Annotated in this window: 22 protein-coding genes and 2 pseudogenes; 13 read left to right on the top strand and 11 right to left on the bottom strand. The window is 65.1% G+C overall.

What is annotated here, in order from left to right; genetic code table 11:
* Positions 1 to 27: 27 nt before the first annotated feature.
* Positions 28 to 1176, bottom strand: coding sequence for an acyl-CoA dehydrogenase family protein (locus R4P95_RS13060; protein ID WP_317744260.1), 1149 nt, complete (start codon positions 1174 to 1176; stop codon positions 28 to 30).
* A 133-nt stretch (positions 1177 to 1309) separates the two neighbouring features.
* Between R4P95_RS13060 and R4P95_RS13065 the strand changes: the two genes are divergently transcribed.
* The 6 genes from R4P95_RS13065 (at position 1310) to R4P95_RS13090 (ending at position 6643) form a co-directional block, all read left to right on the top strand.
* On the top strand, positions 1310 to 2455 hold the full coding sequence (locus R4P95_RS13065) for a thiolase family protein (RefSeq protein WP_213575903.1): 1146 nt from the start codon (positions 1310 to 1312) through the stop codon (positions 2453 to 2455).
* Positions 2455 to 2982 (top strand): MaoC family dehydratase, encoded by a 528-nt coding sequence (locus R4P95_RS13070; RefSeq protein ID WP_213575904.1) that lies wholly within the window; start codon positions 2455 to 2457, stop codon positions 2980 to 2982. Before R4P95_RS13065 ends, R4P95_RS13070 begins: the two co-directional genes overlap by 1 nt.
* On the top strand, positions 2979 to 3401 hold the full coding sequence (locus tag R4P95_RS13075) for a Zn-ribbon domain-containing OB-fold protein (RefSeq protein ID WP_213575905.1): 423 nt from the start codon (positions 2979 to 2981) through the stop codon (positions 3399 to 3401). The genes R4P95_RS13070 and R4P95_RS13075 overlap by 4 nt, the downstream gene beginning before the upstream one ends.
* Positions 3398 to 4210 carry a VOC family protein gene (locus R4P95_RS13080; RefSeq protein WP_213575906.1) on the top strand — a complete coding sequence of 271 codons (813 nt, stop codon included), beginning with the start codon at positions 3398 to 3400 and terminating at the stop codon, positions 4208 to 4210. Before R4P95_RS13075 ends, R4P95_RS13080 begins: the two co-directional genes overlap by 4 nt.
* Positions 4211 to 4271: 61 nt before the next feature.
* Positions 4272 to 5819: an AMP-binding protein gene (locus tag R4P95_RS13085; RefSeq protein ID WP_317744258.1), complete on the top strand. Its 1548-nt coding sequence runs from the start codon at positions 4272 to 4274 to the stop codon at positions 5817 to 5819.
* A 56-nt stretch (positions 5820 to 5875) separates the two neighbouring features.
* Positions 5876 to 6643: an SDR family NAD(P)-dependent oxidoreductase gene (locus R4P95_RS13090; RefSeq protein WP_213575908.1), complete on the top strand. Its 768-nt coding sequence runs from the start codon at positions 5876 to 5878 to the stop codon at positions 6641 to 6643.
* A gap of 167 nt (positions 6644 to 6810) precedes the next feature.
* Here R4P95_RS13090 and R4P95_RS13095 read toward each other — a convergent pair whose 3' ends face one another.
* On the bottom strand, positions 6811 to 7287 hold the full coding sequence (locus R4P95_RS13095) for a PaaI family thioesterase (protein ID WP_213575909.1): 477 nt from the start codon (positions 7285 to 7287) through the stop codon (positions 6811 to 6813).
* A 90-nt stretch (positions 7288 to 7377) separates the two neighbouring features.
* Between R4P95_RS13095 and R4P95_RS13100 the strand changes: the two genes are divergently transcribed.
* Positions 7378 to 8049, top strand: a complete 672-nt coding sequence (locus R4P95_RS13100; protein ID WP_213575910.1) for a TetR/AcrR family transcriptional regulator C-terminal domain-containing protein — start codon at positions 7378 to 7380, stop codon at positions 8047 to 8049.
* 102 nt (positions 8050 to 8151) lie between these two features.
* Here R4P95_RS13100 and R4P95_RS13105 read toward each other — a convergent pair whose 3' ends face one another.
* Both R4P95_RS13105 and R4P95_RS13110 read right to left on the bottom strand, forming a co-directional pair.
* Positions 8152 to 8856, bottom strand: coding sequence for a hypothetical protein (locus tag R4P95_RS13105; RefSeq protein ID WP_213575911.1), 705 nt, complete (start codon positions 8854 to 8856; stop codon positions 8152 to 8154).
* Positions 8853 to 10166, bottom strand: coding sequence for a phenylacetate--CoA ligase family protein (locus R4P95_RS13110; protein WP_317744257.1), 1314 nt, complete (start codon positions 10164 to 10166; stop codon positions 8853 to 8855). The genes R4P95_RS13105 and R4P95_RS13110 overlap by 4 nt, the downstream gene beginning before the upstream one ends.
* A 267-nt stretch (positions 10167 to 10433) precedes the next feature.
* Here R4P95_RS13110 and R4P95_RS13115 point away from each other — a divergent pair, with 267 nt between their 5' ends.
* Together R4P95_RS13115 and folE are read left to right on the top strand one after the other, a co-directional pair.
* The gene (locus R4P95_RS13115) at positions 10434 to 10949 is read left to right on the top strand and encodes a DoxX family protein (protein WP_317744256.1); all 516 of its coding nucleotides are present in this window, start codon (positions 10434 to 10436) and stop codon (positions 10947 to 10949) included.
* 191 nt (positions 10950 to 11140) lie between these two features.
* A complete protein-coding gene (gene folE, locus R4P95_RS13120; protein WP_317744255.1) occupies positions 11141 to 11758 on the top strand; it encodes a GTP cyclohydrolase I FolE in 618 nt (205 codons plus the stop codon).
* Positions 11759 to 13139: 1381 nt separating this feature from the next.
* Here the strand turns inward: folE and R4P95_RS13125 are convergent.
* Entirely contained in the window at positions 13140 to 14423 is a 1284-nt protein-coding gene (locus R4P95_RS13125; protein ID WP_213575915.1) for an amidohydrolase family protein, read from the bottom strand.
* 271 nt (positions 14424 to 14694) lie between these two features.
* Between R4P95_RS13125 and R4P95_RS13130 the strand changes: the two genes are divergently transcribed.
* Together R4P95_RS13130 and R4P95_RS13135 are read left to right on the top strand one after the other, a co-directional pair.
* A complete protein-coding gene (locus tag R4P95_RS13130; protein ID WP_317744254.1) occupies positions 14695 to 15876 on the top strand; it encodes an acetyl-CoA C-acetyltransferase in 1182 nt (393 codons plus the stop codon).
* A 164-nt stretch (positions 15877 to 16040) separates the two neighbouring features.
* On the top strand, positions 16041 to 17612 hold the full coding sequence (locus R4P95_RS13135) for an MFS transporter (protein ID WP_397517682.1): 1572 nt from the start codon (positions 16041 to 16043) through the stop codon (positions 17610 to 17612).
* Between the two features lie 532 nt (positions 17613 to 18144).
* Here R4P95_RS13135 and R4P95_RS13140 read toward each other — a convergent pair.
* Complete coding sequence (locus R4P95_RS13140; protein ID WP_397517690.1) at positions 18145 to 18888, bottom strand: NmrA family NAD(P)-binding protein; 744 nt, start codon at positions 18886 to 18888, stop codon at positions 18145 to 18147.
* On the bottom strand, positions 18803 to 19102 hold the full coding sequence (locus R4P95_RS33570) for an NmrA family NAD(P)-binding protein (RefSeq protein WP_397517681.1): 300 nt from the start codon (positions 19100 to 19102) through the stop codon (positions 18803 to 18805). The genes R4P95_RS13140 and R4P95_RS33570 overlap by 86 nt, the downstream gene beginning before the upstream one ends.
* 281 nt (positions 19103 to 19383) lie before the next feature.
* On the opposite strand from R4P95_RS33570, the pseudogene R4P95_RS13145 reads away from it, so the two are divergent.
* A pseudogene (locus R4P95_RS13145) lies at positions 19384 to 20397 on the top strand (serine/threonine-protein kinase); the annotation flags it as partial.
* Positions 20397 to 20558: pseudogene (locus R4P95_RS13150) on the top strand (succinyl-CoA--3-ketoacid-CoA transferase); the annotation flags it as partial. The pseudogenes R4P95_RS13145 and R4P95_RS13150, both read left to right, overlap by 1 nt.
* 228 nt (positions 20559 to 20786) lie before the next feature.
* Here R4P95_RS13150 and R4P95_RS13155 read toward each other — a convergent pair.
* From R4P95_RS13155 to R4P95_RS13170, 4 genes are all read right to left on the bottom strand, one after another.
* On the bottom strand, positions 20787 to 21251 hold the full coding sequence (locus R4P95_RS13155) for an SDR family NAD(P)-dependent oxidoreductase (RefSeq protein ID WP_213575919.1): 465 nt from the start codon (positions 21249 to 21251) through the stop codon (positions 20787 to 20789).
* Complete coding sequence (locus R4P95_RS13160; RefSeq protein ID WP_213575920.1) at positions 21248 to 22183, bottom strand: acyl-CoA dehydratase activase; 936 nt, start codon at positions 22181 to 22183, stop codon at positions 21248 to 21250. Before R4P95_RS13160 ends, R4P95_RS13155 begins: the two co-directional genes overlap by 4 nt.
* The gene (locus R4P95_RS13165) at positions 22183 to 23457 is read right to left on the bottom strand and encodes a 2-hydroxyacyl-CoA dehydratase subunit D (RefSeq protein ID WP_397517689.1); all 1275 of its coding nucleotides are present in this window, start codon (positions 23455 to 23457) and stop codon (positions 22183 to 22185) included. Before R4P95_RS13165 ends, R4P95_RS13160 begins: the two co-directional genes overlap by 1 nt.
* A gap of 91 nt (positions 23458 to 23548) precedes the next feature.
* Entirely contained in the window at positions 23549 to 24721 is a 1173-nt protein-coding gene (locus R4P95_RS13170) for a 2-hydroxyacyl-CoA dehydratase family protein (protein ID WP_317744252.1), read from the bottom strand.
* Between the last annotated feature and the right edge of the window lie 27 nt (positions 24722 to 24748).

A 24748-nucleotide genomic window follows, 5' to 3' on the forward strand; every position in this document is an offset into this window, starting at 1 on the left:
GGCTAAGGGATGTCGTCGACTGCTCGGTCACGCGGGTTCCTTGGCAAGGATCGACAGCAGCACTGCGGTGGCGCCGCCGCGAATGGTGAAACCAGGGCTGGCGGCAAGGGCGCTCGCCAACAGGGCCGCGGGGCCGTTTCCGGCGGGATCGGCTTCGACGTCGAGTGCCCGGATCGCGAAATCGACGATGCGCTGCTCGAGTTCGGTGCCCATGATCTTCAGCGCCGCCGCCTGCTGGATCGGTGCCTCACCTCGATCGAGCGAATCGGTCAGGGCCAGCGCCATGCGTCGTAGGGTGCGCATCCGGCTGATGACCTCACCCAGCTCGCCGTGCAGGTGGGGCTTGTCGGTCACCGCGGCGACGATCGCCTCGAGTAGCGGGTAGGTGGTCAGCAGGCGTTCGGGGCCGCCACGTTCGAACGAGAGCTGCTCGGTGACCTGACGCCACGCCCCACCCATGGTGCCCAGCACCCGATCCGCGGGGACGAAGACCTGGTCGAAGACGACCTGATTGAAATGGTGTCCGCCCAACATGTCGAGGATGGGAGTCACGGTGATTCCCGGCCAGTTCATGTCGACGACGAATTCGGTCAATCCCTGATGGCGGCTACCTTCTCGGGAAGTGCGGGCGAGAAGGTAGCCGTGCGAGGCGCGGTGTGCGTGACTGGTCCACACCTTGGTGCCGGTGACCGACCAGCCGCCCTCGACCGGTTCTGCGCGGGTGCTCACCGACGCTAGATCCGAGCCGGATCCGGGCTCGCTCATGCCGATGCAGAACGTGATCTCCGAGTCTGCGATGCGTGGCAGGAAGTGCGCCTTTTGCTCGTCGGTGCCGTGGCGCAGCAAGGAAGGGCCGATCTGCCGGTCACCCATCCAGTGTGCAGTGATGGGAGCGCCGAATCGCAGGAGTTCCTCGGTGATGACGAACCGCGCGGCATTGGGCCAGTTCCGGCCGCCGTACTCGACCGGCCAGGTCACCCCCAGCCATCCGCGAGCGGACAGCTCACGGCTGAACGCGAGATCGAACCCGCGGAGCCAGCCGTCGCACATCGGGGTGAAGCGGCCGCGGTCGCGCGCTTCGGTGAGGAAGGTCTGCACCTCCCGACGCAGCTGATCGAGATCGACCTGCGCCCGGGGTGTAGCCGTGACGTCGGGTGGGGTGGAGACCGCAGTCATAAGCGCCACCCTTTCTGTTTCGAGGTTCGTTCTTGTCACCACTAGTTATACAGCGTACAGTCATGCGTGTCGACGGTCACAGGTTGATCCGCTCAATCGGGCCGCTACGGCAGCGACAGAAAGGTGGCTCGCGGTGAAGCAGCGAGAAGTGGCAATTGCGGGGGTGTATGCCACCCGTCAGGCGCGGAGCATTCCCGACCGTACCGATTTCGACATCACCGTCGAGGCGGTGCTCGGCGCGGTGGAGGATGCGGGGTTGACCCTTGCGGACGTCGACGGCGTCGGCGTGGACTGGCCGGTGCCCGGACCGCAGTATCAGGATTCCCAGCACTGGGCCCGATTTACCGGCTCTCCCTTGCGTTATACCGCCGAGGGCATGCAGGACACCGCCGGTATCCGGGGGATTTCCAAGGCGGCTGCGGCCATCGCCGCCGGACTGTGTGACGTGGTGGTGGTCGGCGGCGGCACTGCCGGCCCGCGCCCGCCCGGCCTGATCGGCCGGCCCTCGGAATTCCAGGACCCGTTCGGGGCTTACACGGTACCGATGTTCGCCAACGTCGCCCAGCGGCACATGTTCGAATTCGGGACCACGCCCGAGCAGTTGGCCACCGTCGCCGCCACGATCCGCAACCACGGCTCCGGCAACCCCGCGGCCGTCATGTACGGCAAGGGTCCATACACCGTAGAAGACGTTCTGGCGAGCCGGATGGTAGCCTCGCCGCTACACCTGCTCGATGTTTGTCTGGTCGCCCAGGGCGGCGCCGCGGTCGTGCTGACCACCGCCGAGCGGGCCCGCGATCTCAAGCACACCCCCGTCGGATTCCTCGGGATGAGTAGCGAGATGCGGCAGGGCCAGTGGTCGGGGCTGCCGCGGTACGAGGATCTGCAACAGGTGGGAACCGACGCCGTGGCCCGGGCCTTCGGCACCGCCGGCCTGACCCCCCAGGATGTGGACCTGTTCAATCTCTACGACCCCACCTCGTTCGAGGTGATCCGGCAGTTCGAGGTCCTGGGGCTGTGCGCCGAAGGTGAAGGCGGAGCCTTCATCGAAGGCGGCACGCTGACCAAGAAGGGCGCCTGCCCCACCAATCTCGACGGTGGATTGCTCTCCTACACCTGGAACATGATTCAGCAGATGACTTTGAAAATCGTCGAATCGGTCATCCAATTGCGCGGACACGCCGGCGAACGCCAGCTCGACGATCTCGAGGTCGCACTGGCAACCAACTCCGGCTCGGCCGCCCAACACTTCGAAGTCGCACTCCTGGGGAGGATGTGATGACAAGCCCAACCTCACTCGACACCCCGGCCACGGAGACGGACTGGCCGGCGCCGTACGCGCGTGGACTGTACTGGACGGAGATGACCGTCGGATCCTCCTTCGCCAGCGCGACCCGGACGGTGACCGAGAACGATCTCGCCACCTTCGTCGGCATGGGTTTCACCGAACCACTGTTCATGGACGCAACGGGTGCGGCGGCCGCGGGCTACCGCGGGCGGCTGGTCCCCGGAGCACTGACCTTCTCACTGGCCGAGGGGCTGGTGATGCTGACGAACGTCATCCACGGAACCGGCATGGCATTCCTCGGCACCACGATCACGGTAATGGCACCGGTTTTCGTAGGCGACACCCTCGAGGTCTGCTGGACCGTCACCTCTGCGCGCCAAGCATCGAGCGGCCGGCGCGGGGTGGTCACCACCAAGAACCTGGTGCGCAATCAGCACGGTCAGGTGGTGTTGGAGTACGAGCCCGTGCGGCTGATCGCCGCGGCCCCCGAGCACACCGACGAAGGACACCGGAAATGACTGCGACAGAGACGAACACATCCGACTACGCGGCTCCGTTCTGGAGGGGATGCGAACGCGGGGAACTCCTGGTTCAGTACTGCGGTCACTGCGACCGGAGAATCTCCCCGCCCGAACCCATGTGCCCGCACTGCATCGGCTCCGAGCTGACCTGGATCCCCAGCAAGCACACCGGCACCGTGTATTCGTACAGCGTCGTTCACCGGTCCCCCGGGCCAAACTTTCCCACCCCGTACGTGCTGGCCGTGATCGACATGGACGACGGTTGGTCGCTGCTGGCCAACGTCGACGATCGGTCTGACCTCGGGACGGTCACATGCGGTTCGCGCGTGCAGCTTTCGTTCACCGCTGCAGGCGACGGAAGCGGGATCATCCCGATCTTCCGACTTCAGCCCAAGAAAGGATGTTCGTCCAAGTGAGCACAGACATCGGAGCTACCCGACTCGGACACCTCAACGTGCTGGTGGCCGACCACAACACTGCCGTCGCACATTACCGGCGCTTGTTCGACACCGAGTTCTTCTTGTTCATGCACGTCCCCGACGTCGCATCGACGAACACCCTCGGCGTCATCGGTGACACCTGCATCGAGCTGTTCGCGCCGTACCACGCGGACTCGGTGCTCGGCCGCAACCTCGCCAAGCAGGGTCCCGGCGCGTTCGCCATCGAGTTCACCGTCGCCGACTACGAGCAGGCACGCGAGGCCGTTCTCGCCCACGGGCTCCGGATCACCGCCGCGGATGCTCCCCACTACTTGTGGATCCACCCGGCCGATCTCGGCGGCCTCTCGATCGAGCTGTCGCCGGCCCAGTTCCGCGGCGACCCCCGTGCCGAGACGGGCTGGTCCACCGACCGCTGGGCCGACGGCCCCCTCGGGATCGTCGGCTTGCGGTCCATCTCGATCGAGGTGACCGCACCGGCCGCCGAGGTCGCCGCCCAGCTGCACAGCCTGTGCGCGGCCAAGGTCACCGACGAAGGCACCGTATCCGGCCGGGACTTCGTCGAGGTGCAGATCGCCGGGGAAACCTTCCGGCTGCTTTCACCTTCCCCCCAAGGCGCCTCGCGCGGGAAAATGGCCTCGCTCGACTTCACGGTGCGCAATCTGGACGCCGTCCATCAGTGGGCCCGCACGTGCGGGGTCCCGGTGGTCGAGGCTGCCGGCGGGGCGCGGCTCGCGCTGCCGGCCGAACTCAATCTCGGCACCCGGATCGAATTCGTTCAGGCATGACCCACCCTGAGACAAGCCCTACGTGCCAGAGCAGCACCGCCTGGATGGAGGAGAACGGCAGATGACGCACCCAGACGCGTTCGAATACACGATCGGCGACATGGCCGCCGAATTGGGAAAACACTATCCCCGCCACACGGCCACCATTTGCGGGGACACCCGCTATACCTATGCCGAGTTCCTGCGGCGGGCGGAGTTGCTGGCCAACGAACTCGCCGCCGACGGCGTCGGCCACGGTGACCGGATGCTGTGGCTGGGACAGAACTGTCACCGGCTCCTCGAAACGCTGGCCGCGGCCAGCATGCTCGGCGCAAGCCTGTGCCCGGTGAACTGGCGCCTGAGCACCCGGGAATTGCAGTTCATCTACACCGACCTGGCCCCGAAGATCGTCTTCGTCCAATCGGTGAACCCACCCGTCGACGCCAAGAGCTTCGTCAGCGAGCTGCCGGGCACACAGATCGCCTACGACTACGACGGCAGCGGGGACGGCAGCTACGAGCAGCTGCTCGAACGCGGCTCCATGGTGCTCTCACGCCCGGCCGTCACCGGCCGGGACGCGGTCCTGATCATCTACGGCATGGCCTGGGACGGAGATCCGAACGGCTCGATGCTCTGCTCGGACAATCTGCTCGCCCACGCCACCCTGCAGGCCGATCTGCAGGACATCGACCGGCACACCGTGCTGCTCGGTTCCGGACCGCTGTTCCACATCGGGATGTGGCAGACCCTGATACCGGTCCTGATGTACGGCGGCACGGTGGTCATGGCACCCAACGCCGAACCCGAGCAGGTGGCACAGCTGATCTCCCGGCACAGGATCACCCGCGGTTACATCATGCAACCGACCGCCGAGAAGATCGCCGTCCTGCCCAACATCGCCGACTTCGACCTCTCCACCTTCCAGGACAACCTCGAAGTCCCCGGCTGGACCGAGCGGGTCCGCCGTGACCCCTCGCCGTTCGCCAACCCCTCGGGCCGAGTCTACGGCCAGACCGAGGTGGGCGGCTCGATGGCGTACGGGGCCCTCGGAGCAGCGGACGGCTACCGGATGTGCGGCCGGCCGGCCCCCGGATACCGCACCCGCATCGTCGACGCCGACGGCGCGGTGTGTCCTCCCGGGCAGATCGGCGAAATCACCGTCCGCGGACCGCACGTGCACCTCGGATACTGGAACCGCCCCGAGGTCAACGACATTCGCTGGCGCGGTGGATGGTGGCACACCGGCGATCTCGGATTCGTCGACGACGACGGTGTACTCGTCTTCGTCGGACCCAAGGGGCGTCTGGTCAAATCCGGGGCCGAGAACATCTTCCCCGCCGAAGTCGAACGCGCCCTCGAGCTGCACCCGGCGATCTCCGAGGCCGCGGTGATCGGTGTCCCCGACCCGCGCTGGGGACAGAACGTCGTCGCCGTCGTGGTGAGCACATCGGCGTCCCTGACCGAGGCTGAGGTGATCGAGCACTGCCGCAGCCAGCTCGCCTCGTACAAGAAGCCCAAGACGGTGCACTTCCGCAGTGAGCCGCTGCCGCGCAACAGCTTCGGCGCCAACGACCACGACGCGCTGGACCGGCAGTACGGCGGCGGCGGCTATCCCGGCAGCCCGGCCTGACACCCTCGAGTTTTTTCACCAGCACCACCCCTCATATCCTCAAAGGAGTCGACGTAATGGGAATTTTGGACGGCAAGGTCGCCGTGATCACCGGCGGTGCCTCAGGTCAAGGCGCCGCGGAGGCGCGGCTGTTCGCAGCCGAAGGCGCCAAGGTTGTCATCGCCGACGTCCAGGACGATCTGGGCAAGAACCTGGTCGACGAACTCGCCGGCGCAGCGATCTACGTCCATACCGACGTCTCGAGCGAAGAAGACTGGGCCGAGACGATCCGACAGACGATCGACGCCTTCGGCGACCCGACCATCCTGGTCCAGAGCGCCGCCATCGTGCACCACAAGCTCATCGAAGACAGCCCCCGCGAAGAGTTCGACCGCGTCCTCGCAGTGAATCTGGTCGGACCGTATCTGGGCATGCGGGCGGTCCTGGAACCGATGCAGCGCGCCGGCGGCGGGTCCATCATCAATGTGGGATCCGGTTCGGCGCTCAGCGGGGTCGCCGGACGGGCGCTGTACGGGTCGTCGAAATGGGGACTGCGAGGGCTGACCAAGTCCGCCGCCATCGAGTTCGGAGTGTTCGGCATCCGGGTGAACTCCATCCAGCCCGGAGCCATCGACACGCCGATGCTGCGCCGCAGCGATCAGGAGATCCCGCCGCCGCAGATCCCGATCGCGCGCTACGGGACCCCGGAGGAAATCGCCGAGGCAGCACTTTTCCTGGCCTCCGACCGGGGCGCCTACATCACCGGCATCGATCTGCCGGTCGACGGCGGCTCGACCGCCGGGTCCTGGGTCCGCCCGCGGGCGGACTTCAAGACGAACGACTGACACCCACCACGGGCTGCGCCGGCAAGACCACGAAAGTGGCTCTTGCCGGCGCAGCTGTGTGCGGCGAAGGCGATACCGCCGCGGAATGCTCATGGCATCCGCGGCGGTATCCGGGTCGCATGGGGGAGGGCACGACGCGACGATCGTGCCCCGGGAATCAACGCCCGCTACAAGGACTGCGCCGGGAGATCCGCTAAAGCGTCTTGCGACCGCAGCCAATGTCGGTGGCGGTCGAAATGGCTCTGGTCACGTTCGATCCAGATTCCCGAGGCCGTGGCCAGGTCCGCGCCGGTGGCGTCGAGGACGAGCCGGCCGGTCAACTCCCAGCGACCGTCCTGACGGGCGACGATCGTGGCCTCTACGACGAGGTCCCGCTCGATCGGCACCGGCCGGAGGTAATTGATGGTCAAAGTCTTGGTGACCGACAGAACGTTGTACTGGAGCGGCACCTGCCCGAGCACCTCGTCGAACACCGCAGCGGTCCAGCCGCCGTGGGCGACACCCGGGCCGCCTTCCATGGCGCTGCTCAACCGTACGGGCGCGCGGACTGTTCCGTCGGGATCGAGTCGGATCTCCGCGATGCCCATCTGGCATGTCCCGCGGGAACGGCAGCCACCGCACAGGCCGGATCTCTGAGAATTCATGGGGTTCCTGTCGCAACAACGATAGATTAGTACAGTGTATAAGGGGAAGAGTATGATGATCGCAGATCTCGACGGACAGGCGGAGCGCACGTGACCGAAACCACTGAGCGGCAAGGCAAACGCAAGGCGGAACGACTGAGCGAACAGCAGATCGTCGATGCCGCGCTGGAGATCATCCGCGAATCCGGGGTCGATGGCCTGTCGATGCGTCTGCTCTCACGCAAGTTGAACGTCACGCCCATGGCGACGTACTACTACGTCGCCGACAAGCAGGGACTGCTGGACCTGGTCGCACGCTGGGCCGTGGGCACCATCGAGATCCCGGAGAAGGATTCCGGGGAGTGGTATGAGCGGCTGCGCTTGTTGATCGACCGCGTCGAAACGGCGCTGCGTCACAACAAGGGCATCGCCGAAGTGCTGTTGAGTCGCATCATGATCACCCAGCGTGAAGTGATGAACGCCGTCATGGAGATCCTGGTGGATGCCGGCTTCGACTCCGCCAGCGTCGTCAAAGGCTACGCATCGATCCACACCTACCTGTTCGGCCGCTATCGGGTGGCCATCGCGCAGGAGGAGACCATGAGACCGACGAAGGCCGAGGCGGATACCCCACTCGAGGTGGACGACACCATTGCCCGGTTGATGCCCGTCACCCGCACGCTCACCGGTCGTGACTACTACACGTTCGGCATCGAAACCCTCATCTACGGCCTGCGGGTACAACTGCGGCGGCAGAACACCGCCGACGGTTTGGAGATGTAGTTCCGTCCACCGCCGCACGGCGTCGCCACCGACTCTGTGCGCCTCTGGCGTGCACGCGCGGGGCACAACCAGTTGTCGTCGGTGGTGCCCCGCTCCGTCCGCTCAGCTGTCCAAATCGACCACCGGGCCGGAACCGGTGCAGCTGCAGCGATCACGGACCTGGCCGGTCGCGGCGACGACCGCGTCCGTGAGCTGGAGTTCCCGCCCAGGGTCGGTGGACACAACGATATGTCGCCCGTCGGAGTGCTGACGCACCGTGAACTGGGTACCGTCGACGTGCGCGGCGTCGCCGTGCCGGCACGGCAGCGCCAGGGCCGGTCCGATCGGGCCGAAGGCCCGGGCGGTGATCCCTACTCGTCGGAGCTCGGCGGCAGCGTCCGGGTACGCGAATACGTACGGAACCTGGCGCATCAGCGCAACCAGCGCCTCGTCCTGCCCGATCGCCTCGGCAAGCTTGATGGTCAGGCCGACCAGGATCTTCGGCGTCAGATAGCGCAGGTACACGCTCAACCGGCGTACTTCGTATGAGGCGGTGTTGATGTTGCCGACGAAGCCGCCGAGCGCGGTGACGGCCCCCTCGACCTGGCGTGGCCAGTAGTTTCTGCCGTCGGACACGACCAGGCAATGATCCCCGGGGCCTACCGCGTAGTCGGAGAAGATCGCGGTGGCCCATTCGAGATCGGCGGTACGATCCGCCCAACTGATCGGGGCAGCCACCCGATCATCGGCGAGATCGGCCCACCCGATCCCCCAGAGCGGTCCCCGCTCGAGTTCGAGATTGGCGTCAAGTGTGTCGTGCAGGTTCATGCCTTCACCACCCTCTGGATCTTTCCCGTCGCCGAAGTGGCGAGGATGCTGTCGATCGGCATGAGCTCGAGGTTGGTCTCGATGCCGAGCGCGGACCACAGGGCCTTACCGACCCGGTCGGTCATGTCGGGGACAGTGGAGGAGGTCTCCGGCGAGTAGCCGACACGAACGGTCAACCCATCCATCTGTGAGCCGGTGCGCACCACCTGGAACACACCCGCCGAGGTCTCGGGCACGGATTCGACCGCCGTCCAGATATCGCTGACCGTCACCGGTGTCCCGCGCACCATCATCAAATCTCCCAGACGCCCCAACGGCCACTGTCGCATGTGTGTCCGGCCGCACGCACATCGCTCGCGGGTGATCCGAACCAGATCCTCGGTTCGATACCGCACCAGCGGCGCAATCGAGTTGCACAGCGATGTCGAGACCAATTCACCGATTCCCCCGTCGGCCACCGGTTCTCCCGTTTCCACGTCGAGGACCTCGAAGAATCCGGTGTCCTCCCACATGTGCATGCCGTCGTGCTGAGGGCATTCGAAGCACAGGGCCACGTCCCCGGCGGTGGACCAGGTCAGCAGGGTGATGCCCCACTCCCGGAACTTCTCCCGCATCGTCGTTCCCAGGGGCTCGCCGGCGAAGCCGACCGCCTTGAAGGAGGAGAAGAGTTGCTTGATGTCGCGCGTGCGGCCGATGTCGAGCAACGACACCGCGGACAGACCGATCAAAGTCATGTAGGCCGGGCGGTATTTCTCGATGACCTCGATGACCTTGGGCCAACCGTCGGTGTACACGTCGACGAAGATCGGGACCGCACCGAGCAGCTGCGCTTGCTGGGCGCTCGGGCCACGCATGGTGCTGGCTCCGGTGAGGATGTAGTCCCCGGGACGGATCCCCGCGGCGTACAGCGCGCGGGAGGCTCCGATCCAGTGCGGTGACCAGCCGTCGATCCACTCCTCGGCGAAGAACGTTGCATCGCCTGTCGTGCCCGACGAGGTGAACACGCCGTTCAAGGCTGTCCGGTCACGGCACTCGAGGCCGCCGAACGGCAACTGGTGCTCGCTGCGGTACGCCCGGATCATGTCCTTGGTGACAAAGGGCACCTTGGCCTGAAAGTCCGCCCGGCCTCGAATGTCGGCGGGCGTGATTCCCGCGGCATCCCACATCTCAGTGATGAGCGGAGCTCGGCCGTATACCTGGCGAGCCAGTTCGGAAAGCTTCTCGTCGTGATAGGCCTCCAGTTCCTCCCGAGAGAGGAATTCGACCTCGGGCTCCAACGCACCGTCTGGATAGCTCGATGCTGGTGTCATGGCCTCCGCCTTGTCTTCAATCCGGGCTCCATTCGAGCTCCCCATTGTGCAGGGTGACCGTCGTCACAACCAATTTGTACGTTGTACGATCATAGGTAGCGGGTCGACTGCGACGCAAGTCACGTTCGATGTCAGTGATTGTCGTGTCGAAGAAGCGTTCTTGGGGCGGGAGGTGAGAAATGCACGACCGTCGGCTGCCGTAGGGTATACGCTGTATAATAGAAGTAATGCCATTGTCGGCGCCCGGTCCCAGGGAGGACGAAACACATGACCACTGCCATCGACGTAGGACTGTTGATCCTGAGAGTCACCGTCGGGGTGACGCTCGCCGCGCACGGCTACGCGAAGATCTTCCGCGGGGGTCGCCTGGCAGGAACTGCCCGCTGGTTCGATTCGATCGGGATGCGGCCGGGGCGGCTGCATGCACCGTTGGCGGCATTCACCGAAATCGGCGCCGGCGTACTGTTCGCCCTCGGATTTCTCACCCCGCTGGCGGCCGCGGCGATGATCGCGCTGATGGTGGTTGCTGCCTGGACGGTGCATCGCGACAGCGGCTTCTTCATCGTCGGTAACGGGTGGGAATACAACTTCGTGTTGGCCTGCGTGGCGCTCAGTGTCGCTGTCACCGGTTCCGGCAGGCTGTCGGTGGATCATCTGATCGGCCTCGGCTCGGAGATCGATCAGTGGTGGGGTCTGGTGATCGCCCTGGTCATCGGTCTGGGTGCGGGGGTCGGACAGATTGCCGTGTTCTTCCGCCCTCCCGTTCCGGCGGAGCAGCGCTGATCCCACTGTCGCTGTAGCGGGGCACGGGTCGCCCGGACACGACACTCGCGTGCTCCGGTCTCGCGCGACCTCGCACCATCTCACCTCCCGGACGCCGGTGCATGGCGGATCCGGGCCGGGTACGCCGTTCGGCCGGGCAGTCCAACTGCCTGCCCGGCGAGCCCTCTCGTTGACGTCTCGAAGGAGTCGGTATGTCGGTGAATCACCACCCACATGAATCCGGAACGCTCGTGAAGAACCGAGTGTTCGACCAACCGCGTGCCGAAAAGGCGGTACGAGAACTGCTCCTGGCCGTCGGTGAAGATCCCGACCGCCCCGGGTTGATCGACACTCCCGCCCGTGTCGCTCGCTCCTATCGGGAAATGTTCGCCGGTCTCTACACCGATCCAGACGATGTTCTGAGCACCACCTTCGACGAAAGTCACCGTGAGTTGGTACTCGTCCGGGATATCCCGATGTACTCCATGTGTGAGCATCATCTGGTCTCGTTCCACGGCCTGGCCCACGTCGGATACATCCCGGGCAGCTCCGGCCGAGTTACTGGCCTCTCCAAGATCGCCCGGGTCGTCGACCTCTACGCGAAGCGACCGCAGGTGCAGGAGCGACTCACCAGCCAGATTGCCGACGCCGTGATGCGCAAACTCAGCCCTCAGGGCGCGATCGTGGTGGTCGAGGCCGAGCACTTGTGTATGGCGATGCGCGGAATCCGCAAGCCGGGAGCGGTGACGACGACGTCGGCGGTCCGGGGGCTTCTGCAGTCCAGTGCAGCCTCGCGGTCCGAGGCGCTGAGCTTGATCCTGCGCAAGTGACCGCGGCGATGTGAGCAATTCCTGCGCTCCCGGAGTAGCAGGGGAACGGCCGAGCAGACGGCATCGGCCTGCCTACACCGGTGGGCTCACACCCGCGGCGCTGGGCGGAGACGGCCATGTCACCGTCGCCGTGGACCTGACGCCGATCTTCGAACGGGCACCGGCCGGCATTGTTGCCCCCATCTGGTTCCGGCCCGTCATCGGCGGTACGTCACGGCCTGGCTCGTCCGGCAGAGCACCAGTTCCGGGACCGCGTCGCGGTGGTCGCGATGGACGGGTTCGGCGGGCCGCCGCCGACGCGGCCAGAACAACCCCCCGATTCGGTGACGACCTTGCGTGGCCCACTACAAGATCCAGTCACTGCGACCTCACCCGCGCGCACGATGCACTGGAGTACCCTGTGCACGACTTCCAGCGCGGTTCCTCCAAGCGGAGCCCCGAGGAGTGCAAAATCGGATGCCGTTGTCGTTAAAGGCTGTTCCACATTTTTCCAAGGAGGAGTGAGTCCACATACTCTTGGCATCTCACTGATCCTCGGGACCTGTCAGTCAGCTGGTTGGGGTAGCCCAAGGACAGGTGGACGGGGCTCAGAGATTGGGGGAGGGAACTCCCTGTCGGGCAGGATATGCGCTCGCCAACCGGCTCACTTCGTCTTGGGTGCAGTTCGACTCAGGGATGACCTGCACACAATCGCTCGATGAACCGACACCGAGTCATTCCGAACTCGACCGAGGAGGAACTCCTCGGTCGCGCCCCTGTACGGCGCCCACCTGCTGGCAAACTCGATGACGCGCTCCGTCTCGATGCCATGATGGGGGCGTTTGCGGTTTGCCTCGAGCAAAGCGGCACGCGCACGACGCCGCTGCATTTGACGGTACTCGCGGGAGTTCACGGATTTCACACCTCTACCGTGACTGAAGCCCTCGGGAATTCCGGAGGTCCCAAGCTGCAGCGAGGGCTACGCGGGGACGCCTGTCGTTCTCATCTGACTGCCAGGTTTACTGAGGATCCACTTATCGTCCAACCGCCTCGCGCGATGGATGTCGTTGCCGTCGTAGCGGTTCGGCCTCCTGCACCGCCGGTACTCCACTCGCGACGGCGGCGGCCCCGTGTCGATAATCGAGCAGATCGGGGTATGCACCCGTGTTCATCTGTAGGTACCTTTATGACGTCGTCCATTCGGCCGACGCCGACGGGCTACGGTCTCAGTGCTCGTCTGTGCTGCAGGGATGCACCGCTCGGGGGGCGGTTCGACAGGCGGCCGTTGTCCGCTCCGATCACGGTGTCGGACACAGGGTTCGTCGCGCCTCGACCGAGAAACAGAGTGGGAGAGGACGAAGGGCGGGCCATGCTCTCGGCATGGCCCGCCCTTCTCTTCCGGTCAGGAGTACTGACCCCGCTCACGGAAGGCGAAGCCGCGGTGGGCGGGAAGCTCCGAGGCGGGGACCGGCCGCGCCACGTCAGCCGGCTGGGGGCCGATGCGGTCGGAGATCTTGCGGAGCTTGTCCGCGTCGAAGTTGAACACCCGGACGGCGGTCTCGCCGAGGATCTTGCGGGTCTCGTCCTCCGGAATCGAATGGAACGTATTCCGGACCGCGAGAGCGGTGTTCGGCCAGGTGCCTTCCTGGTGCGGGTAGTCGGTACCCCACATCAGGTTGTCGACTCCGACCTCGTAACGCTGCGCAGCCTCGAACGGTGCCAGGAAGCTGCCGCCGATGAAGCAGTTGCGGCGGTAGTACTCGGACGGCGGCGCAAGCTTCTTGACGAACGGGGTCGCAGTCGCGCCGTAGTAGATCGAGTCGAGATCGGCGATGGTCTGCGGAACCCACGCGGTGCGCTGCTCGCAGAACACCAGCTTCAAGCCGGGGAAGCGTTCGAAGACCCCGCCGAAGATCATCTGATGAATGGCGCGTCGGCCGAGCCAGAGCGCCTCGCTCTGGAACAGTTCCATCCCGCCGGGACCGGTGATTCCGAGCGGTGTTTCACCGCCGCCGCTGTGGGCGCAGAGCGGCATGTCGAGTTCTTCGACTACACGCCAGAACGGGTCGTAGGCGGGGTCGTTGTAGGCCGTCAGTCCGCGGCGCGGTGCCGGGAAGTTCACACCCTTCAGGCCGTGCTCGTGTCCCCACCGCACCGCCTTGATCGCTTCGTCGATATCCCAGATCGGTACGTGGACCAGGCCGACATGCCGTTCCGGCTCGACGGTGACGAAGTCGGCGAGCCAGCGGTTGTAGATCTGCTGGCCGACCTGCTGGAGCTGGGCGTCGACCCCGTCGACGCTGAGGCCGAGCGGGGACAGGAACGGCAGGACCTCGTCGTTCTGGCCACCGGCGAAGATCACCTCGGCGGCAACCCCGTCCGCGTTCATGTCCTTGATCCGCACGTGCGGATCTTGCTGTCCGCGGCATTCGAAGGCGAGTCGCACCGCCTCGCGCTGAGCTTCGCTCTGCTTGCGCTCACTCTGCATGTCATTGGTTCCGACAAACGCCACGGGGCCGGCGTTGGCTTCGGCGTATCGGTCGAACTCCTCGAGGTATTCGGCGGGGCAGTACTCGCGCAGCTGCCCGGTCAGGGAGGGCCCGACGTGCCCGTCGGTGCTGACCAGGATGTACGGCGTAGTGCTCAGGCTTTTCTGCCCGGTTTCGGCGGCGGCTGTTGCTGTCATGGCAGTCCTCTCCTCGAACCAATCGAACGGCCGGACGCAGGGATTCTGCGCAGTCAATGAGGCCTCGGTCACATTTGTACACCATAGAATGGACCGCCCGCAAGGCCGGGTTATCGAACTCCTCAAACGCAGCTTTAGGGAGTTCTTGCTGCACCGAAGAGTTATACTGCGTATAACCGTTGGTCTATCCTGAGCAGTACCGTGCCTGTTCCGCCGTTCTCCGGCACACGACCTACTCACACCTACGCCTACCTTTGTGAAAGGCCTCCGCATGCCCGTTTCTGTGATTGTGTCCGGCGCCCGCACTCCGATCGGCCGCCTGCAGGGCTCCCTCTCCGGGTTCTCCGGCGCCGACCTCGGCGCCATAGCCATCGAGGCGGCGCTCGGCAAGGCCGGTGTCGCCCCCGACCGCGTGCAGTACGTGATCATGGGGCAGGTGCTGACCGCTGGAGCCGGGCAGATGCCCGCCCGTCAGGCCGCGGCGAAGGCCGGGATTCCGATGAGCACGCCGTCGCTGAACATCAACAAGGTGTGCCTGTCGGGTGTGGAGTCGATCATCCTCGCCGACCAGTTCATCCGGTCCGGCGCGTTCGACGTGATCGTCGCCGGCGGGATGGAGTCGATGAGCCAGGCACCGCATCTGCTGCCCGGTTCCCGGGGCGGTTTCAAGTACGGCGACGTCACCCTCGTCGACCACATGGCCCTCGACGGGCTGCACGACGTGTTCACCGATCAGCCGATGGGCGTGCTCACCGAGGCCGGCAACGACAAGGACCTCATCGCCCGCGAGGACCAGGACGCGTTCGCGGCCCGCTCGCACCAGTTGGCAGCCAAGGCGTGGGACAGCGGGATCTTCGACGACGAGGTCGTCCGCGTCGAGATCCCCGCGCGTAAGGGTGAGAGCACCTGGTTACGCCGCGACGAGGGCATCCGCCCCGACACCACCGCCGACACCCTGGCGCGACTGCGCGGCGCCTTCCGGGACGGCGGCTCGGTGACGGCCGGCAACGCGTCGACGATCAACGACGGCGCCGCCGCGGTGGTGGTGATGAGCAAGGAGCGCGCCGAGGCCGAGGGACTGACGTGGCTGGCGGAGATCGGTGAGCACGGCATGGTCGCCGGGCCGGATTCGGGTCTGCAGTTCCAGCCGTCCGGTGCCATCGCCAAAGCCTGTGGCGCAGCCGATATCTCACCCGTCGAGCTGGATCTGATCGAGATCAACGAGGCGTTCGCCGCGGTTGGGATCGCCTCCACCCGTGAACTCGGGGTCGACGCCGACCTGGTCAATGTCAACGGCGGCGCCATCGCACTCGGGCACCCCATCGGAATGTCCGGCGCCCGGATCACGCTGCACCTCACGCTCGAATTGCGGCGCCGCGGTGGTGGCACCGGTGCGGTCGCCCTCTGCGGTGGTGGCGGACAGGGCGACGCCCTGATCCTGCGCGTGCCGTAGCGCCGGGCCCGTAATCTCCGCGGCCGCCGGCCCTCACCATCGGCGCTCCCCCCTCTTGGCCGGTGCTGGGCCGGACTCTGCCTTCCTCCGGGTCTGCCGCCGAGCTCGCGGAAAGTCCGACCGTGACCTGAACACCGTGCCGTATCGGCGGAGAGAAGTACTTGATGGAATTGAATTCGGTAGATCGACGTCCCTCTCTCCACACCCGTCCTTCTCGGAGAAAGGCCCGCGCGGCCTGTGCTGGGTCCGGCAGACTGGTCGTCCTCGCCCTGGCATCGTGCGGCATCGCGGTCTCGCTGATGCAAACCATCGTGATGCCACTGTTGCCGGAGTTCCCTCGGCTGCTGCACACCACACCCGGCGGGGCCGTGTGGCTGGTGACGGTCAACCTCATCGCCGGCGCGGTCTGTGCGCCGGTTCTCGGTCGGCTCGGAGACATGTACGGCAAGCGGCGTCTGTTGTTGATCGCGCTCGCGGTGATGGCGACGGGTAGTGCTCTCGGCGCGCTTTTCGATACCTTCGCCGCGGTGTTGATCGCGCGCGCCCTGCAGGGGGCGGCGGTCGGAGCCGTACCACTCGGCATCAGCATCATGCGCGATGAACTCCCACCGAGGCGGGTGGCCGGTGGGATCGCGTTGATGAGTTCCACGCTGGGCGCAGGCGGGGCAATCGGGTTGCCCTTGACCGGTGTCGTTGCCGAACATCTGAGCTGGCACTGGCTTTTCGGTGGTGCCGCGGTGATCGGAGTGCTCGGAATGGGCGCGATCTGGGCGGTGGTGCCCGAATCCCCGGTCCGTTCCGGCGGCAAGTTCGACCTGCTCGGCGCCCTCGGGCTGACCGCGGCATTGGTGTGCCTGCTGCTTGCCATCACCCAGGGCAACGGATGGGGCTGGGGGAGCGGACCGGTTCTCGGATTGTTCGCCGGGGCGGCAGCGCTGTTCCTGGTGTGGGGTAGATACGAACTACGGCTCACCCCGGCAAGGCGTGCGGCCGGAGTTCGGCAGCCGCTGGTGGACCTACGCGTGTCCGCACGCCGTCCGATACTTCTGACCAACATCGCCTCGATCCTCGTCGGGTTTGCCATGTTCACGTCCTTCATGGTGAGTGCCCAGATCTTCCAGGCCCCCCTCGAGACCGGTTACGGCTACGGGATGTCGTTGACCCTCAGCGGTCTCGCGCTGCTCCCCGCCGGTCTGATGATGGTGGCGTTCTCCCCGGTGACCGCCTACCTGTCCCACCGTTGTGGTCCCCGAAGGACCTTCCTGATCGGCACCATGATCCTCATGGCCACCAATCTCGTCCGCGCCGTCACCCCACCTCACCTCGTCGTCGTGATCGGGGCGGCAACGGTGACCTCGGTCGGCGCTGCATTCGCCTACGGCGCGATTCCTGCGATGATCATGCGAGCGGTCCCGACCACGGAAACTGCCGCGGCGAACAGCCTCAATACCTTGGCCCGGTCCCTCGGTACGTCGACGTGCAGCGCGGTCGTCGCAGCTCTGACAACCGCATCGGTGATGCACATTGCGGGAGTTGAGTACCCCACGGCCGCCGCGTACGCGGCCGTCTTCGGGATCGCCGCGGCTGCCGGATTGCTCGCTGTCGGCATCGGCATGTTCATCCCCCGTGGTGACCTCCTCGTGGAAGGGCCACCCGCCGCGGAGGTGTGGGAATCGGCCGAGAAGGAGACATGCGCGGCGATGGAGGGAGCACCCCGACGAGAACCCGCCCGGTAACTCGCGCACCCGTCCTGGGACGGCCCCACACTTCGCCCGGCTGAACACCCCGACGTGTTCGGGTAGCGACCCGGGGGTCTGCACGGCGCTGCCGGTGCGGTCCCCTCATCCTCCACCACCGACCTGATACACCAGGTGTTACACCGATGTCCGACAGACGGTCCCGGGCCCGGGACCGTGCGCCGACCCTGCCCCTCGGACAGTCTTTGCTGCAAGCGCCCCGCACCGCCGAGACCGTCGATCTACCGGCCCGGGGCCGTCGGGATCCTCCTCGCATTGGCTGCCGCCTGAAGCCCGTCCGCGGAGGCGGCCGCCCACCGCGTGGACGGCGAGTGCCCATCGGCCCGCGCAGTGCTGTTGCCGCGACGACGGATTCAGCGAGTAATCCGACAGGACCGCCCGAAGGCCGACCGCATTTGTCGGCGCGGCCGACCCCGACACTGCGCGAGCACGATCGACCGGTCCGCCAGCCCACCCGCACGGCAGCGGCAATACGGTCCATGACGCGCCTCGAAGGAGGGATCGTCGCGTTCTATGCCGCTCCGACCACGAAGTCGAAACGATGCGCAGTCGCCCGGTCGGCGAACCTGCACGGCTCGACGCCCCAGCTCGCGGCCTTGCGGAGGTCGACCTGGTACCCCTCGTCGGTCTGCCACCGTTGACTCGACACCGCACCGTGGAACGCCCCTGCGGCGAGGGCCTCCTCGGCGCTCGCATGGCGGGCCCGCACGCTCGCACCGGTGACGCCGGCGATCGTGTCCGCAACCTCGGCCAAGGTCAGGGAATCGGAAGCCAGATCGATCTCATGGCCGGCGAATCGGGCGCAGTCCAGGAACGCGGCCACAGCGAAACGGCCGGCGTCGGCGGCGCTGATGTAGTCCATCCGCGTGTCGGGGTCCATTGCGGACACCAGTTCGCCTCGGCGGGACAGTCCCGGGAACATGAATTCCTTGGAAGGGAGGAGGTTCTCCATCATCATTGCCGGCTCGAGGATCACGCGATGCTCGACCGCGGCCGCCCGCACCGCGTCATTGGCAGCGGCCTTGTTGATCCAGTAGGGCTCCCACCATCGCCCTTCGCTCCATCCGGTGAACTGCTCGTGGTCACCCGCCCGGGCCACCGAGGTATGGACCACCGTCTCCACGCCCGCGGCAGCGGCGGCATCCATCAGAATTCGTGCGACGCGAGCTTCACTCTCGAGGTCTTCCCGGTCGGAAGGATTCGGCGGCATCTGCATCGAGAACACCCCGTCGGCGCCGGCCAGCGCAGAGCGGATCGCCTGACCCTTCGAAGAAGGATCCTTCGACGAGCTGCACCCCCCGCTCGGCCAGCGCCTGAGCCGCCGGCGACGAGGAATCTCGTACCAGTGCCCGAACCTTGACCGGCGCTTCCACACCGAGGAGGGTATCGATCATCGCACCACCCTGCATCCTGGTGGCTCCGGGGACAAGAATAGTTTCCGCTCGCTCATAGCGTTCCTTCCGTGACAACTTTGCCGAGATCGACCCCTGCCCTCAGGCTTTGAAACACCCACTATACAGCGTAGAATAAATTGCTTAGGTAACCCACAGTTTTGGGGTTGGCGCAACGGCCGGTGGCGATAGCTCGGGGCTCTCACGCCGGTCACCGGCCAGGGTTGCCCACCCGATCTTTGTCAGCGATATCCTCGAAAGGACGCCATCGAAAGGTGAGTCCACTGGTGAATGGGCGCCGGTTGTGCCGTCGGGTCCAGTGCCTCATGACTCGAGCGACGGAGTGAGCAGACCGTCCGATGGGTGCAGGTGATCCGCTCGATACTCAACGCTATCCGCCGTCGCCCGCCGCGGAGCTGGCGCGCATCGGCTTCGACGAGGCGCAGGAAATCGGGCGCGGCGGTTTCGGGGTCGTCTACCGGTGCACCCAGGCGGACCTGGACCGGACGGTGGCGGTGAAGGTCCTCACCGTCGAACGGGCATCCGAACATCGTGGGCTTTTGCAAGTCGGCGCCAGCGACCGCGGGCGTCCCTACATCGTGAAGCCGTATCACCCGCAGGACTCCCTCGAGGTCCGGATCCGTCGCCACGGTCCGCTAACTTTGAGTGAGGCACTGCGGCTCGGGGTGAAGATGGCGGGTGCGATCGAGACGGCGCACGGACTCGGCATCCTCCATCGCGACGTCAAACCAGCGAACATCCTGCTCTCAGACTACGGCGAACCCGAGTTGTCGGATTTCGGAATCGCGCACATCAGCGGTGGATTCGAGACCGTCACCGGTGCGGTCACCGGGTCGCCGACGTATACCGCGCCGGAGGTGCTCAGTGGTGATCCGCCGAGCCCGGCCGCCGACGTCTACGGCCTGGGCGCGACCCTGTTCAGTGCGCTGACCGGTCATGCCGCCTTCGAACGTCACAGCGGGGAGCAGGTGATAGCCCAGTTCCTGCGGATCACCACCCATGAGGTGCCCGATCTGCGGGAACACGGGATTCCGGACGATGTGTCCGACACGATTGCCCGGGCGATGTGCCGGACTCCCGGCCAGCGTCCCGCCAGCGCCGCCGATTTCGGGGAGGAACTGCGCACCCTGCAACGGCAACACGGTCTGCCGGTCGACGAGATGGCCCTGCGCGCGGAGCCCGATGCACAGGGAAACGGACGGCATGGGTCCACGCACAGCGGACACGTGTCGCCACCGTCCTCCGTGCTGGGCGCGACGGGACGTCTGCCCCTGGAACTGAGCAGCTTCATCGGCCGCCGACACGAGCTGACCGAGACGAAGAACCTGCTCACCGGATCCCGGCTTGTCACGAAGAATGCGCCCTGCCACTCACGGGCGAGGGCGTGGTCAACCGCATCAAAACCAACCTGGTGGTCCTCGATATCACCGACACCGGGCTGGCGCTGCGCGAATGCGCCCCCGATGTCACCTCAGAACAGGTTCGTGCCGCGACCGGTGCGCCGCTGCCCTAGGCGACGGTCGCCGACGCGAACCGAGGGAGATGACCGAGTCAGGCCGATCCCGGGCATCTCCCTCCTCCCACTTTCTCCAGACAAGGACCGCAAAATGCCGATGGGCCAAGTGATCACACTGACCTTCACCCACGACACCCCCGAGCATGTATTCACCGCACTGTCCGCGTCCCTCGACAAACTGACTCAGCATGCCGGGGAATCGAATCATTCCGACATGGAAGGGAGCTAGTTGTGTCGCAGCCGGTCGAGCACCTCGTTTGCAACGACGAGATCCTCGTCGAGGGCGACGGACCGGACACGAACACCGCCGGAATCGGACTCGAGGGTCCCACCGACGTTCACAACGGTTCCGTTGCCGAGCGCATGCATGGATTGCAGCACAACATCAGTGACGGCATTATCGCCGGGCAGACAGTCGATGAGAATGTCGGCGTCGCCGAGTGACGCTACGAGTTCCGTCACCACTCGACATGCGTCCTCGTTCGACGACAGGTTCCCGGCTCCGGACAGCGCCCAAATACCCGACGCCGATTCGAACAGTCCTTTCGCCGCAATTTCACCCTGTTCGACATCGCGGCCGATCAGACCGATGCGCTGCGCACCGAGCTCGACGAGCCGACGCGCAACCAGCAAACCGAGTCCACGGTCACCACCCACGATGAAGATCGTGGAGTCATGCAGGGGACTCATGTCGTGGTCCGCACCGTCAGCGGAATCGAGACGTGGCTGTGGTCACCGGCGGTTCCGTCGCAACCGGCGCATTGGGGGACTATTCCGGCTGCCCGGGCGGCCAGCTGTTGCTTGGCTGCGCTATCACGCGATTCGGTCGGGGCGACCGATCCTGCGTACTCGTCCCGTGCCAGAAGGCCGGCGCCGTAGGCCCCTGCGATCTGTGGCTGCTCGAGCAGTTCGAGAGGGTGGCGCAATGCCAATTCGATGTAATGCCTGGCTGCCGCATTCTGGGCGACACCGCCGGTCATGACGGTCGGCGTCGCCTTGCCGACCTGGGCGACCAAGCCGAGGGTTCTCGCGGCAACAGCTTTGTGGACCGAGGCGGCGATATCAGACTTGGCTTGCCCCTGCGCGAGGAGGGAGATCACTTCCGTCTCGGCGAAGGTGGCGCACATGCTACTGACTTCCAGGCCGTCGGCACCCGCCAGCGCAAGATTGCCCACCTCCTCGACATCGACTTCCAGTGCGCGGGCGAGCACGTCGAAGAAGCGCCCGGTCCCGCTTGCACACCGATCGTTCATGGCGAAGCGATCCACCAATCCGTCGGCATCGACCGCAATGACTTTGCTGTCCTGCCCGCCGATGTCGATGACCAATCGGACCCCTGGGTACAGGGCGGCTGCTCCGCGCGCATGGCAGGTGATCTCGGTGAACGACCGGTCGGCGCCTGGGACGAGCTTGCGCCCGTATCCTGTGCTGATGGTTCGTCTGATGTCGTCCTGAGTGACATCTGCTGCTGTCAGCGCCCGGTTCATTGCGCGTGTCACCGCATCTTTACTGACGGCACCCATCTGGACAACGCTCGAGCCGACCAAGCCACCGTCCTGGTCGACGACGGTGGCCTTGGCCGTCGTCGAGCCGAGGTCGACGCCCATCACGTACCAGTTCATCAGACCAGCGTCTTCATCCGCTGCACGTCGATGGCCTCCAACATCGCCTCGAGGCGGCTGTCGAACAGCTCATCGTTGTAGAACGACGCGTCCGCGACGTCGCCTTCGAAGACGAACGACTTGACCCCGCGTTCCCGTTCGGCTGTTTTGGCCAGCATCGACTGCGGATTCGTCATTGCTCGGCACGTGCGAGTCGAGTGGAAGGCGATACCGTCGATGGAGTACTGGTCGAGGCGCTCGAGCAGCAATTCCTGAAGATTCTTGAGCCCATGGTTCAGTGGGCACAGCAGGTAATGTTGGCCCATCCCGCGCAGCGGATTGTCGACATCGATGAGTTGCGGTTCCTGCCAAAAGGATTCATGCGTGTAACGACCGGCGACGACAGCGACGTCGTACTCGGCGAACTTGCGGGTGAGGAATCCGAGTTTGTTCCAGTTCATTATGCCGTCGAAGTACACACGGTACCGCTCATTTGCGACGGCGGAGACTCCGTCGACGATTCGCTGCTGGATCTCGGCTTTCACACCCGCGAAGTAGTCGACGAGTGCCTGATTACCGGGGAGAAAGTTGATGGGTGCGATGCTGGCGACCCAGTCCCAATACGTCGCCGGTGTCGGGGCGAGCGTGCACAGTTCCATCGCTTCGAGGCGCAGTCGCGATGCCTTCTTGATGTAGGACATGCTCTCGCTCAGCGCATCCCAGTCGAACGGTCGCCCGGTTTGCTGCTCGAGGAATGTGACCAATTCCCGCAGCTGGCCTTCTACGTATGTGCTGGCCTCGTTCCACTCTTCACCACGCATGTATCCGGCGTCAGGCTTGTTGCCCCACAGCATCGGAATCGACACGTTGAAGATGGGGAGCTTTCGGTCGAAGACTCGATATGTCATCGCGTCCCATTGCTGACCGGTGCTGCAGCCTGCATATCCGTTGACGAAGAAGTCTGGTGCGGGAAGTTTGGCTGCGAGTTCCTGTTGGTCGAGCATGCCCACGACGCCGCTTTCGCGTTCGTTGACGTTCTTCTGCGTCAAGACGGCACACCCGAGATGAGTGCGGGCATACGAGCAGAGCTCACCGATATAGCCGTACTCGGAACCAGCAGCCTGGGCCGGCTCCTCGAGGTGCTGTGCGGCGAGTCGGGCAGCGAACGCCTCACCGTGGCACCATTCGAGACCCGCTGCCTGAAAGATGGGGTTGAGGGCGGAACCGTTGTACCAGACAACGTGCTTGCCACGCTCCTTGGCGGTGAAGATGTTGTCCCAGTAATCGGCGGTCATCTTGCCGCCGACTCGAGTGCTCGACAATCGGTTGGTTTTGTCTTGGGGCGTTGCGATCGACACTACGAACTCCTTCGAACGTGGTTACGAATCAGGCAGGGACGGGTGCGGCATGACGACGGATGCGCTCGATGAAGGTCTCCATCTTGGTCCGCAACGTCTCCACCGGAATGCCCTCGTGCTCGGTCTCGATCAACAGCGATGGCACATCGTGCTCGTCGAGCGCCTTGCGTAACTCCGGGTAGTACAGCATGTGCGGCTCGCAGAATTTGGCCATCAGCACGACGACTCCGACCGAGCGGCTCTCCGCAAGCGAATTCAGTAGGTACGTATCCCAGTCGACCTTGCTGGTAACGCGAGTGGGGCATGGTGCGTTGATGTTTCGCTGCATGTACCACGTCGACAGCGCCTTCAGTGGATCGTCACTTTCGGGGACATCGGTAGAAATGTATCGGTAGCCGGTGTATAGGTCGTCGTCCACGACGAGTCCGCCGGATTCCTCGATGACGTCGAGGATTTCAGGTTTGGGTGCGTGGCAGAAATGGCCCGAAAGATGCAGCCGTACCAGGTCATCCGGTGCCTGATCGCGCAGCACGAGTTGATCGAGCAATGTCTCGAGGACGGCTGTGTGCTCCTCGATGTCCATGACCATGCTCGATTTGACGAGAAGTTGCATCTCGCCGGCAGTGATGCGTGTCAGGCCTGATCGGCGCAAGTCGTAGAACCGGCGGAGCAGGCGACGGTTCGCATTGAACAGTCCGATACTGTGTGCGAGGTCCTCGGCGGTCACGACAGTGCCGACGACGGTTTCGATCTCGGTCTTCAGTTCGCCGATTCGACTGTCGACGCGCGGTTTGGTCCATGCGTCATCCATCGCGCTGGTGAATTGCGCGAAGTGCACCGGCTTTTCGGGCCGTGCATAGCGGATGGCATCGACGGCGCCCAGAAGTTGAACGCAGTGGTCGGCAGCGACGAATCCGTCGAACACGTCGAGTTCGCCGATGGCAGCCTGGTCGGCGACGCTCCTGGTGTATCCGCAGTAGAACTCGGCGAGCATGCTGCGACCCTCGGTGATCGGTGTCTTGCTCTCTTGAACGATCACCGGCAAGGCGCCTGCAGCATGCACGATCTCCGACGGAAAGTTCATGGGGAACGAGCCGATGACGGGTCGTCGATGTGTGTCTTTCCAATTCTGTGCGTACGAAACCGGATCGTCGGCGGCAGTTCGTAGCGTGGCCAGCGAGGGTGCGTGGAGTTCGCTCACTGTTCTCCTTCAACTTCCTCAAGTGAA

It is taken from the genome of Rhodococcus sp. IEGM 27, from assembly GCF_033142305.1.
Classification (GTDB): domain Bacteria; phylum Actinomycetota; class Actinomycetes; order Mycobacteriales; family Mycobacteriaceae; genus Rhodococcus_F; species Rhodococcus_F oxybenzonivorans.